The following is a 15931-nucleotide window of genomic DNA, read 5'->3' as shown; positions in this document are numbered from 1 at the left end:
ACAAACAATGTTTCAGCTATGTTCATCTTACGTTCATCCTACGTTCATGAACGTAGGATGAACGTAAGATGAACATAGCTGAAACATTGTTTGTACGGTATCAGAACGAGATCTGTACCTTGTCAATAGGGGGGCTATATGCAGATAGATGCTACAGGTAGAAAAAAAAGAGGGCGCCGCTGTAACCCGACACCCTCTTTCCGTTAAAGAACAAAACCCAAATGTTTACTGGAAATTCATCCTTATATCGCTGCTATCGTTCTTCTGTATGATGTTGATGCTCTTATTCTCAAAATAATCAGGCGTAGTGTTGCCTTCTTTCAGGTATACCGGCTGATAATTGAGACTGTTGAACACTTTTTTCGAAGGATCGTTCAGGCTACCGTTGAAGTAAACGCCTTTATCACTCAGCTGTTTTACGAAATACCAGGTCAGCTCAAATCCTTTGAACGCCATATCTGAAGGGCGGGATTTGTAGATGCGCTTGAAATAGTCCGTGATATAATGACTGTAAGTGTTTGTCTTATCGTTGAAGTAAGGAGATGTGTAATAGATCTGCATATCCTTCAATTCAGGCTCTTTAAACTTCATGATATCCCAGGTGGGCATACCATATACCTGGATAGGATAAGTGCCGGTCTGTACGCTCAGTTTACGCAGGATGGCCTTTGCGTTGGTCTCATCCAGGGCAGTAATGATACAGAGGTTAGGCCTGTCTGTGAGCAGGAACTGGGACAATTCCGCATCTGTCATAGCATCACTCCAGATCACTTCACGAATACGTGATTTCTTTGGATTCTGCATCTTTTCGAAGTCGGACTTGAAATCGGCAGCAATACGTTTCTCAAAGGCACTGTTACGGTGGAACAGCAGGATGTTCTTGGTAGCGAATGTTTCCTGCAAATAACGATGAAGGGCTTCTTCATGCGTCCGGAGCATGCTGTTGGTGATCAGCAGGAACGGATTTGCTGTAATACCACCATCATTGGGATAAGTGGCAGATACCAGGTTGATCTCTCTTTTCCGGGCTACATTGCTGAGTTCCTGTATCTCGGGGGAGCCTACTGCAGCAATAATGAGGTCTACGCTATCCAGTGATTTATTCCTGGTGAGATTGTCGACACTGTTTGTCCGGGATTTGCTGTCGTATACGAAAACATTGAGTTTTACGCCTTGCTGTTGCAGGCTGTCGAGCGCCAGCTGGGCACCTTCGTAAAAATCAAGGCCAGGCAATACATAACGGGGCAGCGTGCGACCGGAAATTTCTGTACCATTTGTAAAAACAGAGTCGAGATAGAGGGGAGCAAAGAGCGCAATGTTGTAAGCACTTTTTTTCACTTCACGGCCAAATGCCGGTACGTTGAAAGGGGCTGCTTTGACGTCGTTCTTTTTCTCGTCGTTTTTCTTTTCTTCCTCTTTAGGTTTTGTGACAGTTGTTGGCGGAGCAGTAGGGGTGCTGCTGCTACTGCTTTTGAACAGTGAACAGGCAGACAGCAGAATGGTCAGTGCGCAGGCAGTGACCATCAGACTGCATATTTTGGATTTACTCATAGCGATGATTAATTACAAAAATCGTTCCCAGGCGCTGAACAAGAAACGCTTAACACTGAAGTGTAAATGTATAAAATACTCAGTGTTAAGCGTTTCTACTCAAAGCTCAGGGAATTATTCCCATTCGATAGTAGCCGGTGGTTTGGAGCTGATATCGTATACCACACGATTAATACCTTTCACTTTATTGATAATATCGTTAGACATCTTAGCCAGGAACTCGTACGGCAGGTGTGCCCAGTCGGCAGTCATACCATCAACAGAAGTTACCGCACGGAGGGCTACAGTGAATTCATAGGTCCTTTCATCGCCCATTACCCCTACGCTCTGTACTGGCAACAGGATGGTTCCTGCCTGCCATACTTTATCATACAGTTCTGCTTCACGGAGCCCGTCGATATATACGGCGTCTGCTTCCTGCAGCATCGCTACTTTTTCAGGAGTGATCTCGCCCAGGATGCGGATAGCCAGACCCGGTCCAGGGAAAGGGTGACGACCCAGGAAGATTTCGCTGATACCTATTTCACGGCCTACACGTCTTACCTCGTCTTTGAAGAGGAAACGCAGTGGCTCTACCAGTCCCATGTTCATCTTTTCCGGCAGACCGCCTACGTTGTGATGGGATTTGATGGTAACGGAAGGACCATTTACAGAAACGGATTCTATCACATCAGGATAAATAGTACCCTGACCGAGGAAGGCGATATCTTTCAGCTGGGTGGCTTCCTGCTGGAATACTTCGATGAAGAGACGGCCGATGATCTTACGTTTTTTCTCAGGATCGCTTACGCCTTTCAGTTCTCCGTAGAAGAGATCTTTGGCGTTTACGCCTTTTACATTCAGGCCCATGTGTTTATAGGAATCCAGTACGGTTTCGAATTCGTTCTTACGGAGCAGGCCGTTATCAACGAATACGCAATACAGGTTACTTCCTATTGCTTTGTGTATCAGTTCGGCTGCTACGGTGGAATCTACGCCACCGCTGAGCGCCATTACTACTTTTTTATCGCCTACCTGTGCTTTGATCTTGTCGACAGTTTCCTGAACAAAAGCAGCCGGGGTCCAGTCCTGTTTACATCCGCAGATGTGTACAAGGAAGTTGCGGAGCAGTTGTTTACCTTCCAGGGAGTGGGTCACTTCCGGGTGGAACTGCAGGCCCAGGATGGGGTGTTTGGCTACGGTCTCTGATTTGAAGGCCGCTACCGGGATGTTGTCAGTATGGGCGATGATCTCAAATCCTTCGGGCATACGTACGATGGTATCTGAGTGGCTCATCCATACCTGGCTGCGGGAAGAGATATCATACAGGAGCTTTTCTTCCTTGTTCTCATGTTCCATGAAGGCACGGCCATATTCACGGATGCTACTTTTGGCCACTTCGCCCCCGAATACCTTTGCTGTAAGCTGGGCGCCGTAACAAACACCGAGTACAGGAACTTTTGCCGCCATGGCAGCTATGTCAACGGTTGGTGCGCCGGCATCGTTCACTGAGAACGGACTACCGGAGAGAATAATGCCTTTTACTGTATCATCCCATTGTACCGGCTGGAGACAAGGCTTGATTTCGCAATAAATATTCAACTCCCTGATACTGCGAGCGATCAGCTGCGTATATTGAGAGCCAAAGTCTAGTATAAGTATCTTTTCTGTCATGGTGGTGCAAAGATAAAGTCCAAATACGAAATCCCAAGTTTGAAAATGGGAATAGTCTGTAGATGATTGTTCTTATATTCGTAAGTTACATGTATATAAATCGCCATTTTACAACCCAAACAAACTTTACCCTTATGAAGAAAATCATTTGTATTCCTGCTCTTACACTATTGATTGCTACCCAATACAGTTGTGAAGGCCAGCGTGTCAACGGTAGCGGCAACATGACTACGGAAACCCGTACCGTGGGAGATTATGAGAAAGTAGTACTGAAAGGCTCCATGGACATAGAATTTACCCAGGGACCCGCCCAGCCTGCGGTGATTGAAGCGGAAGATAACATTCTGCCGTACGTGCGCCTGGAAGTGCATGGAAGTGAGCTGGTTGTAGACCTGAAAGACCATATTTCGGTTAAGACAAACAAAGGGATCAAGATAAAACTGACAGCTCCCGATGTTAACTACCTGTCGCTCGCCGGTTCTGGTAACATCCACATTACAAATACATTGCAAAGTAACGATGAAGTACGTCTGAAGTTGTCCGGCGCCGGTAATATTGACGGCACGGTGAACAGTCCGGAGATAGATGCTTCTTCAGCCGGCTCCGGTAATATTAAGCTGAGTGGTGAAACCAAAGACCTGGAAATAAGCCTGGCAGGTAGTGGTAACTTCGAAGGCGGCGACCTGCATTCCGAAAATGCCCAGATATCTATTGCGGGCAGCGGTAATGTAGACGTACATGCCAGCGTAAAACTGGAAGCGAAGATCGCAGGCTCCGGCGATATAAGATATAAAGGCACCCCATCAGTGACTTCCAAGATCGCTGGTTCAGGGTCTGTGCACAAGATGTAAGCCCCGTCCCGTTTAATAACATCATGCAGGATAAGTTTTAGTACGTAAACAGCTATTTATGGGAAAGTCAGCCATGACTGCCGCAGAGGTAGGCAGCCAGTTACGCCAGCCGGAAGGTGAAAACGGAATAAGGGTGGGCCTTGCCATGAATAAGTCGAATGCCGCTCTTTATAAAATGGCGGTAGACCTCCTGGGGATAAAATCCGGAGATAGGATACTGGAAATAGGTTTCGGGAACGGGTACTTCATTCCTACCCTTTTTGAAGGAGAGACTTCGATCCGGTATACCGGTCTCGATATGTCTGAGACCATGGTTGCGGAAGCTACCCGGGAGAATCAGGCCCGCATTTCAGACGGCAGTGTGGAACTACATCTGGGCAGAACTGAAGATATGCCTTTTGCAGCAGGCGCCTTCACGAAGGTCTTTGCGGTGAATGTGCTGTATTTCTGGGACGAGCCCACCGAGGCCCTCAGCGCTATACATCGTGTATTGGATACCGGGGGAGTGCTGGTACTGGCTATCCGTTCCAGGGAAACCATGCTGCAATTGCCTTTTAGCACAGATAATTTTATCCTGTATAGCGCAGAAGAGGCAAAAGTACTGTTGGAAGCGAATGGCTTCAGGGTAAGTGAGGTAAGGACCGGGATGGAGGCACCCAGAATGTCAGCTGATGGCAGTACGATGGTGGAGTTAGAGAACATTTGTTTACATGGAATAAAAATTTAAGTTCTCTTTAACAGTTATGTTATGGTACAAAGCAGCATCTTTGTACCTGTTAAACAAGTCATTAAGTCCTTTGGCCACGGTACTGCTGTAAACAAAATGCAGAGGATACGGCAGTACCTGGCTAAGGCACAAGACCTGGAATTGACGATGACGATGATGATACTGTTTCTTGTGTGGTGACTACCTTACATGACAGTTAAAAGATATGACGCCTGCCGGAAAGTAACATTACTTTCCGGCAGGCTTTTTTAGGAAGTGCGCTTTTAGGAAGATATTTGAACAAGCGTTTACTAACGACCGGTATTCATATAACGAAAAAATATCTTTTGCCTAATATTGTTTTTCGTAAGTTTACGGCTTCAATATTGTTGAACCTCCTATTCCTTTTATGATTGAACGACCTAAGATCCTGGTTGTGTATTATACACAAACAGGACAACTGAAAAGAATCATCGATACAGTGCTTGGCCCTTTACAGGATAAAGCAACCATTGTATATGAAGAATTGAAACCATCGCAACCATTTGAGTTCCCATGGAAAAAGCAGGTTTTTTATGATACAATGCCGGAAACGGTGTTAGGACGTCCAAGAGGTATTCAGCCGTTGAAGGTGAACCCGGATGAACATTTTGATCTTGTAATCCTGGCTTACCAACCCTGGTTTCTGTCTCCTTCACAACCTACGGCAGCATTTTTGCAGAGTGAAATAGCAGGCCGTCTGCTGAAAGGCAAACCTGTTATCACATTAATGGGTTGTCGTAACATGTGGCTGAATGCGCAGGAAAGAGTGAAGGAATATCTGCAGCGTGCAGGAGCGCGTCTTGTAGGCAACATTGTGCTCACAGATACATCTCCGAACCTTGTGGCACTAATTACCGTATTGAGATGGCAGTTCAAGGGAAAGAAAGAGGCAACCACGTTGTTACCACCAGCAGGTGTACAAGAAAAAGATATAGTTGAATCAGTACGTTTTGCGGAACCGATAGGTAAGGCACTGGAAACCAGGCAGTGGGATACATTGCAACCACAGCTGCTGGCGTTAGGTGCTATTAATCTGCTGCCTAACCTGATCCTGCTGGAAGGCAGGGGTATCAGGGCTTTCCGCTACTGGTCCAAATTTATCAGTGCGAAAGGAGGTCCGGGAGCACCGGAACGTCAGGGAAGAGTATCGATGTACAGGGGATTGTTACTGATTGGTATTTTTGTATTATCGCCTTTAGCCAAAATAACATCTGTTTTCAAGCTGGCGTTAAATAAGAAGCAGCTCCAGGAGGACGTAGAATACTATAGAGGCATACATCTGCGCTAAGACCGCCGGTCATGTAATACTTATCGTGTAATTATTATCGGGGACAACATGTAAACGACTGTTTTACGGTAATATCCGTAGAGTATTCTATATTTACGGGCGTTTGTGTGTTTAAAAGGGATCAAGAGGGGCAAACCGGACATTTCATGTGACAGAGAGTACACCATTGTAAATCAATAGCCAGTCTTTAAAGTAGGATAGGCATCAACTAAAAAACGGAATCTATTTCAAATGAAGGAAGTTTATATTACAAGGCTATCTAAATTTTTGCCAAATGAGCCTGTAGGGAATGATGAAATGGAAAGCATTTTGGGAATGGTAGATGGAAAACCTTCCCGTGCCCGACTGAGAATTCTGGGGAATAACAAGATCAAAACACGTTATTATTCACTGGATAAAGAAGGTAGATCGACTCATTCGAACGCTGAAATGACAGCCGCGGCTGTAAACAATCTGTTTGATGATAAATTCCCTATCAGCAGAATGCAACTGCTGGCTTGTGGTACCACCTCGCCAGATCAGCTGCTGCCTAACCATGCCGCTATGGTACATGGCCTGTTGAAATGCCAGCCGGTAGAATTGATAGCAGCCACAGGCGCCTGTGCTGCAGGTATGCAGGCTTTCAAATATGCCTGGATGTCTATCAAATGTGGTAATACCAGCAATGCCGTAAGTACCGGCTCAGAGAAATTCTCCAGCTGGATGCTGGCAGAGAAATTCGAGCCTGAAACGGAGAACCTGAAAAATCTGGAAGATAATCCGATCATCGCTTTCGAAAAAGACTTCCTCCGCTGGATGCTTTCTGATGGTGCCAGTGCAGCCCTGTTCCAGGATAAACCTAATGAAACCGGTCTTTCCCTGCGTGTAGACTGGGTAGAAATAGCGTCTTATGCGCATGAATTGGAAACCTGTATGTATGCCGGTTCCATCAAGAACGAAGACGGTTCCACTAAAGGCTGGATAGATATGAAACCGGAAGAGTGGGCGCAGCATAGCGTATTCTCCTTCAAACAGGATACCCGCCTGCTGGGTAAGAACATTGTGCCATCCGGCGCTAAAATGTGGAAAGAGCTCGTAGAGCGTTATAACATCGACCTCGATAAACTGGATTATTTCCTGCCACACTTATCTTCTGAATTCTTCCGTTTTAAAATAGATGAAGAGATCACCCGCCTGGGAGTACCTATTCCGCAGGAAAAATGGTTTACTAACCTGACCAAGGTGGGTAACGTGGGTACAGCCTCTCCTTATTTCATGCTGGAAGAGCTGATGAATAACAATATGCTGAAAAAAGGACAGACTATTGTGATGATGGTGCCTGAGAGTGCAAGATTCTCATATGCATATGCACACATTACCGTGGTGTAAGATATTGCCAGATCAGGAACCAGGAATGCCTGATTCCTGATCTTTAATCAATTAAGAGGGGGCGTAAGCTCCTTTCTTTTTTGGTATATAAATAAATGTAAATTTGGCGCAAACATAATACACATGAAAAAAGAGGAAGTTCCCCAGGATGGTGACAACATGCATGAAGGTACTTTCAAACAGTTGTTTTATGCCACTGACAATGCAGGCCAATACGTACCGGTGACCAGTGTAGGCTGGGAGCCGGAGAATGTGGCGATGAAGCAGGCGTGGGAAGAGATCAATGAACGTGTGGAAAAAGCCAAAGCGCAGGTGCTGGCGGGTGAAGTCAGTCCGGTAGTATACTACATGGAAAAGACCATCATGGACCTGCCGTTACTGGCCAGTTATGTGGGTAAGTTTCAGTGGCAGGTAAAACGCCATATGAAACCAGCCGTCTTCAATAAACTGAGCGATACAATGTTGCGCAAGTATGCTGCAGCATTCAAGATCAGTGTTCAGGAGTTGAGAAATATCAAATAATCAAGCGTAAGAAGACCTGCAGGAGCTAATCCTGCAAGACGTACAATAAATTATATCCAAATGGATGAGGTACTGGAAGTTATGAGTGATATTCAGTTCAACCACGTGCAGACCGCACATTGTGAGAGTGGGGTTATTTCAAATATCTTCCGCCATTATGGTTTACAGATCAGTGAGCCAATGGCGTTTGGTATTGGAGCCGGTATTTTCTTCGGACACCTGCCTTTCGTAAAGGTGAACGGGGTACCGGGTACGACTTACCGTGTGGTGCCGGGCGCTATCTTCAAAAGAGTATGCAAACGGCTGGGGGTTAAAATGGAATCACAGACCTTTTCCAGTCCCGAGAAAGGCATGGAAGCACTGGACCGTGTGCTGGAAACAGGCAGGCCTGTAGGACTGCTGTCCAGTGTATATTATCTGCCTTATTTCCCGCCGGCATATCGTTTCCATTTCAATGCCCACAACCTGGTGGCATTCGGAAAGGACGGCGACAACTATCGTATCAGCGATCCGATCATGGAGACGGTGACGGAGATAGATCCTAAAAGCCTGGCGGAAGCCCGCTTTGCAAAGGGCTTCCCTGCGCCGAAGGGAAAAATGTATTACCCGGTAGAAGTACCTAAGGAGGTATCATTTGAGCAGCCTATACGCGAGGGTATCAAACAGGCATGCAGTGATATGCTGAATATCCCGTTGCCATTCTTTGGTGTAAAAGGCATGCGCTTCCTGGCGAAACGCCTGAAGCATTATCCGGAGAAAGTGGGGGACAGGAAAGCGGTGTTGTACCTGGGTAATATCATCCGTATGCAGGAGGAGATCGGTACTGGTGGTGCAGGTTTCCGCTTTATGTATGCCGCCTTTTTACAGGAAGCAGCAGGGATTCTGAAACGGGAGGAATTGTCTGAGATGTCTGCAGAGCTGACCAAAATAGGAGACACCTGGCGCAACTTCGCCTTCAATGCAGGCAGGGTATGTAAGAGCAGGAGCGTGAATAATATATCTTATGCGGAACTGAGTGAAATGTTGATGCAATGCGCAGCAGAAGAGGAAGTACTATTCCGTAAATTGTCGAAAGTAAAGTTATAATGACCAGCATTCTGGTGCAGGATCTGCACAAAACATATAAAGGAGCGCTGGAACCATCATTGAAAGGCCTGAGCTTTAGTTTCCCGAAAGGGGCCATCGTGGGCCTGCTGGGACCTAATGGCGCTGGTAAAACCACTACTATTTCCATTTTATGTGGTCTGGTAAAAGCTGATACAGGTAAGGTACAGATCTTCGATCTGCCGCAAAATGCCACGAACCGTGAAGCCATTAAAGGACTGATTGGTATTGTGCCCCAGCAGATCGCATTATTTCCCCATCTCACTGCTGTTGAAAACCTGGAATACTTCGGCAACCTGTATGGGCTGAAAGGGAAGTCTCTGCGCAGCCGTATTGATGAATACCTGCAGGCATTCGGGCTGGAAAAGAATGGCCATAAACAGGTGCATCATTTTTCAGGCGGTATGAAACGCCGTACCAATATCATAGCAGCCATCTTACATCAGCCACAGCTGCTGGTGCTGGACGAGCCTACTGCTGGTGTGGACGTACAATCGCGCAGTATGATACTGCAGTTCCTCCGCGATTATAACCAGCAGGGAGTAAGTATCGTATATACTTCACACTTGCTGGATGAAGCACAGACGATCTGCCAGGAAGTAGCCATCATAGATGAGGGTAGGGCAGTCGTACAGGGCGGCACTACCGAGCTGATTGCAAGGCATCCTGAATGCCGCAACCTGGAAGACGTGTTCCTGCATTATACCGGACACGCATTGAGAGATTAATAAAAACCGGATGTTACGACTACTGGCTACGATACGAAAAGAATGGTTATTACTGTTGCGCGACAGGACAGGGCTGACGTTGCTGTTTGTCCTGCCGCTGATATTGATCACAGTAATGGCTATGATAGAAGATGCGCCTTTCCGTGATTACCAGGAGTTGAGATTTGACATCCTGACTGTGGATAACGATCATGGTCGCCTGGGAAAATATATCAGGGAAGGATTGGAATACAGTGAGCAGTTCCGGGTGATAGATTCGGTAAAAGGCCAGCTGCTCACCGAGCAACAAGCCAGGGATCTGGTAAATGAAGGAGATTACAAGATCTGCATCATCATTCCTCCGGGCGCTACCGGCGCTATTGTGAGCAATGCGAATAAGATCGTCAATGATATTTTGAAGCGTATGAGCATGCCGGGCGTTTTGCCGGTAAGCACCCGTAAGGATTCACTGAATGTGACCATCTATTTTGATCCTGCTTCGAAGAAAGCCTTTAAAAGCGCTATTCATCAGGCGCTGGATAACTTCCTGACGCAGGTGGAAACAGACCTGCTGCTGGAAAGGATCAAACAGCAACTGAAGAGGAAAGACGTTCAGGAAACTGATTCTATGGTGATACAGCTCAAGGCTGTAGGGCTGAAAGAGCAGCTGACAGGGCCTTCACAGGAGATAGATGTGATATCCAATTCAGTGCAGCACAATGTACCGGCATGGAGCATCTTTGCCATGTTCTTTATTGTGATACCTATTGGGGGTAATATGATCAGAGAACGGGAAGATGGCAGCCTGCTGAGAATGAAGCTGATACCGGGTTCTTACCTGGCTATACTAACAGGTAAGATGTTGTTCTTTGTAGGCGTATGTGTAGTGCAATTCTACCTGATGATGCAGGTAGGTATTTACCTGTTACCACTGTTAGGATTGCCCAAACTGATGCTGGGACAGAGCTGGCTGGCAGCGTTCGTTGTGGCGGTTGGCATCGGGTTGGCATCCACATCTTATGGCATACTGGTAGGCACTGTGTTTAAAACGCCTAATCAGGCATTGAATTTTGGTGCTATTTCCATTGTGATCCTTTCTGCCATTGGCGGTATCTGGATCCCGCTGGAGATCATGCCTTCACATATGCAGTTCATTGGTCACCTGTCGCCGCTTAGCTGGGGACTGGATGCCATCAACGATATCTACCTGCGGAATGTAGGTGTGGGGCATATCTGGGGGCATGTGGGGAAGCTGGTATTCTTTGCGGTAGCGCTTTTGTGTACCGCAGCTGTGATAGAAAAGAGGAGGCTCAGCTAGGCGACGACTGCTGGGTATGGCGTGCATTGACTATTGAACGTAAAACTGTATTTTTACGGCTCACCTGGCAGGAAAATTGCGGATGGTGGCCAGGTTCCCGGGATAAAGGGGAACATAAACCTGCAACAATACTATGGAAGAATTAAAACAGAAATTGAAAGTTCAGATTATCGAGGCACTGAATCTGCAGGACACACGTCCTGAAGACATTGATGATAACGCACCCTTGTTTGGTGACGGTCTGGGGCTCGACAGCATTGACTCCCTTGAGCTGATGGTATTACTGGAAAGGCAATACCAGATCAAAGTAGAAGATCCACGTGAAGGAAGAAAGATATTACAGTCTGTTCAGTCTATGGCAGAATTTATTCAATCCAAACAACAACCTGCGTAAGTAGTATCCAGGCATGGCGGAAAGAGTGTTTATAACAGGCTTAGGCATGATCACCGCCATTGGTGATAACGTCGCAGACAATCTCCGGAGCCTGCGTGCGCAGAAGAGTGGTCTGGATTTCACCAGGCAGCTCGATACTATTTACAAAGCCGTTTTACCAGTAGCCGAAGTAAAGCATACTACGCCTGCGCTCAGTGAAATGGCTGGTGTAGCCGGTAAAGAGGGATATACCCGCACGGCTTTACTGGGCTTGATTGCCATGCAGGAAGCATTGCAGCATGCAGGTCTCGATAGCCTGGAGGATGAATCTACCGGCTTTATAAATGCCTCTACCGTAGGGGGCATGTGTGATACAGAGAATGTTTATTTCGACATTGCTGACCCGGAAAAAACAGGTGATTTCGTTAAATATATCGATACCCTGGATTGTGCCGATTGCACACAACAGATTGCTGAAGTAGTGGGTATTAACGGGCCAATGACTACTATCAGCACGGCCTGTTCCTCTTCTGCCAATGCGTTGATGTATGGTGCAAGACTGATCAAAGCCGGCTTAGTACGCCGGGTGATCTGCGGAGGTACAGAAGCTCTGACCCGCTTCACCCTGAATGGTTTTAACTCGCTAAAGAATATAGATAAACGCCCCTGTCGTCCTTTTGATAATGACCGTAACGGACTGAATCTGGGAGAGGGTGCGGCTTACCTGGTACTGGAAAGCGAATCGCTCGTAAAAGAACGGAATGCCACTGTACTGGCTGTACTGGATGGTTATGCCAATACCAATGAAGCATTCCATCCTACAGCGCCTTCCCCTGATGGAGACGGTGCCTATGCCGCTATGAAAACAGCGATGGAAATGGGCGGTTGTACACCTGCAGATATCCAGTATGTGAATGTGCATGGCACCGCTACACTCAGCAATGATGTGGCAGAGGGGATGGCCTTACAACGTTTGTTTGGTGAGAACGTGCCGAAGTTCAGCAGCACAAAACCATTTACTGGTCATGCGTTGGCAGCAGCAGGAGGGATAGAAGCTATCTATGCCGTATTAGCGATCTCTCATCAGATAATATTTCCTAATCTTCACTTCAAAGACAAAATGCAGGAATTGAACATTACGCCGGAAACCCAGTTGCTGGAGCAATATCCCGTGCGTCATGTGCTGTCAAATTCATTTGGTTTTGGCGGCAACAATGCCTCCCTGCTGATCAGCAAATATGAAGGGTAAGTGTTACATACAGGGAATGGCCGCCATTACCCCCCAGCATACATTTGAGGGAGACCTGTCGCAGCCATTGGTGGTGACCCATGGAAATATGCTTTCCTGTGTAGAACCTGATTATCGTTCCTTTATCGCCCCCAATAGTCTGCGTCGTATGACGCGCGTGCTTAAAATGGGACTGGCTGCATCGCTGAAGTGCCTGCAGGACAGCGGTATTGCTGTTCCTGGTGCTATTGTGACCGGTACCGGCAAGGGCAGTCTGCAGGATACAGAACGTTTTATTAAAGAGATCCGTGATTACGAAGAGAAGGCCCTGAATCCTACGCCGTTTATTCAATCTACCTATAATGCCGTAAATGGCCTGATCGCATTACAGCAGAAATGTACACAGTACAACAATACGTTCGTACATCGTGGTTTTTCATTTGAACACGCCTTGCTGGACAGCATGCTGCTATTACATGAAGGAACACCGGATGTATTGGCGGGTGCATTTGATGAGATCACGCCTGAACACTTCTTTATAAAAGGGCGTATTGGTCATTGGAAGAAAGAAGTCATATCCAATGATGCGCTGTATGAACATGTCTCACCCGGGACGATTTCCGGAGAAGGGGCCATCTTCTTTTTGCTGGCTCCGACAGCTACAGCGCAGAGTTATGCACAGATCGGAGGATTGGAAATGTTATATAAGCCATCCCCCGGGAAATTAAAAACCGCATTGCCTCAATTCCTGCAGAAAAATGGTCTGCAGGTAACAGATATAGACCTGGTACTGACGGGCGCGAATGCAGACAGCAATCATGCGCATTATTACGAGGTACTGAACGATCTGACCCATTGCCCGCAATTGCCTTTCAAGCATCTGAGTGGCGATTACGAAACTGCCGGTGCCTTTGCCCTCTGGCTGGCAGGGCAGATGCTGAAACAACAGCAGATCCCTTCACAATGGTTCCCGATGTTGCAGCAGCCGCCTGCAAGACTGCGGAATGTCCTGATCTATAATCACTTCTTTGGAGAGCAGCATACGTTTATGCTGGTACAGGCAGTGTAAACAAAAAGGCCGCCCGGAGTATCGGACAGCCTTTAAGTAATCATTTATATAAAGCCTTCACTCTTGCGATCCTGAACACCGGATACCTGAGATATCCTGGTTCTGCATAAGGAGAATGTTCATAGACGAAACGTAACTGTGCATCACCGCTCTTCGCGAAAGTGCTGTCAGTTGCTCTTTTCTGTTTCAACTGCTCCTGTAAGGCCGGATTGGACTTCAGATATTCAGCGGCAATATCCTCAAACACATAATGGGAATATCCTTCTTTTCTTGCGAGGATAGGATCAAAGAAGTTCCATGCAAAGAAGGAATCGCCTCCGGTAGGTTCCAGTGTTTCGATCAGGTAGCGGTTAGCCACCTGGTTCATCGGAATGTAATAATCTCCTTTTCTGAAGTGCATAGTGTCTTTGGTAACAGATACTTTTACATCACTGTGGATATAATGGCCTTCATAAGGGCGTGGTGAAGTTTTATAGTCGTCTATGTGGTAAGTCTCCACATAGATGGTGGTATCCTGTGTAAAACGCCTCATTTGCACATTATTGTTCTTCAGCAGATCCAGGACGTTCCACCAGCCTTGTGGGATGACATAGGCTTCTGGCCGTTGAATCTCGTTCCGTGCTAATACATGGTCGTAGAACTTTACCTGTTTTTCGAAGGGTTTAGTCCGGTCATAATAGAGGCGTGGTTCACCGGAGATCTCGCTGGGCTTGTGGCCAGCAGCATAACCTTTAAAGTTGATATAGCTGAAGTGGGTGGTATCCTCTTTCCATTCCAGCGGGAAGTAGGTCTGTGTCTTTTCCTTTTCTTTGGTTTCTGCGCGCAGGGTTTTAATCTGTTCGCTATGTGTGCTGACGAAGCTGATGAATGATTCCATGAGTGCATAGGTAGCCTGTACCCGCTGAGGATAAGGCTTTAGCATATGTGTTTCGGGCACAAATCCGAAGGTATGGAAGAGGGTGGTGTAACCGCTGGAATAGCGGGGACCGTCAGCATAGGTGATCCAGCCGTTTTCGGGTGTCTCGCCAAAGTGATTGACATAAGGCACCAGGTCATAACCTTTTTCTTTCATCAGCTGGTAGATGCCGGGTTCGAATTCGTCATGGAGGAAGTTACCCATGGCACCGCCCATTTTGTTATGTTCGGTAGATAATAAGGTCATGACATGCTGATAATCAGCGCCGTTACTTACGTGGTTGTCTACAAAAACGTCCGGATCGGTCAGCTGATAGATCTGCTGGAAGGAACGGGCATTACGGGAATCGGCTTTAATAAAGTCGCGGTTCAGGTCGTAGTTCCGGGCATTCCCACGGGATCCGAAGGCCGCAGGACCATTCTGATCCACCCGGTAATTGGTGCTGCGGTTCAGTGCGCCGCCGATGTTATAAACAGGGATGACAGCCAGTATGATATTATCAGGCAGTTTCTTTTTACCCAGTGCCAGGTCTCTTAGGAGCATCATAGATGCGTCGATACCATCCGGTTCACCGGAGTGAATGCCATTATTGATGAGGATGATGCGTTTATTCTTTTTGCGCAGGCTGGCAAAGTTGAAATCTCCGGAAGGGGAGTATATGACCAGGTGCAGCGGGAAGCCGGCGTCTGTAGGGCCCATTTCTCTCATGGAGATCTGTGGGAAGCGTTTGTCCAGTTGCTGGTAGTAAGCAATGCATTCCTCGTAAGTAGCTGTTTCCTGTCCCTGTGTTTTCTCAAAGCGGGTGGTCAGGTCCTGTGCTGCAGTGGGTAGCCAGGAGCAGCATAGCGCCAGCAGGGCGGCGGTTCTGATAATTTTCTTCATTGTATAAAAAAGCGAACTTTGTATGGTCTTGGTTGACTTTGTTGTATTGAGTCGGTATTGAACGGATTGAAATGCATATTATCTAATACCGGGGCAACAAAATAGTGGAATATATTGGGTTTTTATATTTCTGTTGTGTTGTAGGGGGGAGAATTACACGGGCGGTGTGAGGCTTCGTAGATGGGGTTTCGTCAGAGCTGTGTGTTCCTGTCACGGGTTAATAATTCCGGGACGGCATAACGGCATCAATCGCTTCAATCGGCTCCATAGGAGCCGTGTTGTTTGTAGCGCAGGGGGCAACCCCGGGTAAAATGCGACTCCGGGTGAGGGACAAACCGGCAAAACAAAAAGCC

The 15931-nt window shown here is 47.0% G+C and carries 14 protein-coding genes; 11 read left to right on the top strand and 3 right to left on the bottom strand.

The genetic code is table 11. The features are described from left to right. Positions 1–225: 225 nt before the first annotated feature. Positions 226–1551, bottom strand: a complete 1326-nt coding sequence (locus CLV42_RS25630; RefSeq protein ID WP_106604779.1) for an ABC transporter substrate-binding protein — start codon at positions 1549–1551, stop codon at positions 226–228. 114 nt (positions 1552–1665) lie between these two features. Further along, positions 1666–3204 (bottom strand): glutamine-hydrolyzing GMP synthase, encoded by a 1539-nt coding sequence (gene guaA / locus CLV42_RS25625; protein ID WP_106604778.1) that lies wholly within the window; start codon positions 3202–3204, stop codon positions 1666–1668. Positions 3205–3338: 134 nt separating this feature from the next. Between guaA and CLV42_RS25620 the strand changes: the two genes are divergently transcribed. The 11 genes from CLV42_RS25620 to CLV42_RS25570 all read left to right on the top strand — a co-directional run bounded on the left by CLV42_RS25620 (position 3339) and on the right by CLV42_RS25570 (position 13780). After that, a complete protein-coding gene (locus tag CLV42_RS25620) occupies positions 3339–4055 on the top strand; it encodes a head GIN domain-containing protein (protein WP_170117646.1) in 717 nt (238 codons plus the stop codon). A gap of 58 nt (positions 4056–4113) precedes the next feature. Next, a complete protein-coding gene (locus tag CLV42_RS25615) occupies positions 4114–4782 on the top strand; it encodes a class I SAM-dependent methyltransferase (protein ID WP_106604776.1) in 669 nt (222 codons plus the stop codon). A gap of 388 nt (positions 4783–5170) precedes the next feature. Continuing rightward, positions 5171–6091, top strand: a complete 921-nt coding sequence (locus CLV42_RS25610; RefSeq protein WP_106604775.1) for a hypothetical protein — start codon at positions 5171–5173, stop codon at positions 6089–6091. A gap of 231 nt (positions 6092–6322) precedes the next feature. Next, complete coding sequence (locus tag CLV42_RS25605; protein WP_106604774.1) at positions 6323–7459, top strand: beta-ketoacyl-ACP synthase III; 1137 nt, start codon at positions 6323–6325, stop codon at positions 7457–7459. Positions 7460–7582: 123 nt separating this feature from the next. Continuing rightward, entirely contained in the window at positions 7583–7981 is a 399-nt protein-coding gene (locus CLV42_RS25600; protein WP_106604773.1) for a hypothetical protein, read from the top strand. A gap of 60 nt (positions 7982–8041) precedes the next feature. Then, positions 8042–9067 carry a BtrH N-terminal domain-containing protein gene (locus tag CLV42_RS25595; protein WP_106604772.1) on the top strand — a complete coding sequence of 342 codons (1026 nt, stop codon included), beginning with the start codon at positions 8042–8044 and terminating at the stop codon, positions 9065–9067. Beyond that, positions 9067–9813, top strand: a complete 747-nt coding sequence (locus CLV42_RS25590; protein ID WP_170117644.1) for an ABC transporter ATP-binding protein — start codon at positions 9067–9069, stop codon at positions 9811–9813. The genes CLV42_RS25595 and CLV42_RS25590 overlap by 1 nt, the downstream gene beginning before the upstream one ends. 10 nt (positions 9814–9823) lie before the next feature. Next, positions 9824–11110 (top strand): ABC transporter permease, encoded by a 1287-nt coding sequence (locus tag CLV42_RS25585; RefSeq protein WP_106604771.1) that lies wholly within the window; start codon positions 9824–9826, stop codon positions 11108–11110. A gap of 133 nt (positions 11111–11243) precedes the next feature. Continuing rightward, a complete protein-coding gene (locus CLV42_RS25580; protein WP_106604770.1) occupies positions 11244–11504 on the top strand; it encodes a phosphopantetheine-binding protein in 261 nt (86 codons plus the stop codon). 13 nt (positions 11505–11517) lie between these two features. Beyond that, positions 11518–12732 carry a beta-ketoacyl-[acyl-carrier-protein] synthase family protein gene (locus tag CLV42_RS25575; protein WP_106604769.1) on the top strand — a complete coding sequence of 405 codons (1215 nt, stop codon included), beginning with the start codon at positions 11518–11520 and terminating at the stop codon, positions 12730–12732. Between the two features lie 16 nt (positions 12733–12748). Further along, entirely contained in the window at positions 12749–13780 is a 1032-nt protein-coding gene (locus tag CLV42_RS25570) for a beta-ketoacyl synthase chain length factor (protein ID WP_211303535.1), read from the top strand. A gap of 40 nt (positions 13781–13820) precedes the next feature. On the opposite strand, the gene CLV42_RS25565 is transcribed toward CLV42_RS25570, so the two are convergent. Further along, positions 13821–15578 (bottom strand): M14 family metallopeptidase, encoded by a 1758-nt coding sequence (locus CLV42_RS25565; RefSeq protein WP_106604767.1) that lies wholly within the window; start codon positions 15576–15578, stop codon positions 13821–13823. Between the last annotated feature and the right edge of the window lie 353 nt (positions 15579–15931).

Source organism: Chitinophaga ginsengisoli, assembly GCF_003014595.1.
Lineage (GTDB): Bacteria > Bacteroidota > Bacteroidia > Chitinophagales > Chitinophagaceae > Chitinophaga > Chitinophaga ginsengisoli.
Note: the sequence above shows the minus strand (reverse complement) of the source record. Positions and strands in the feature narration are given on the sequence as shown.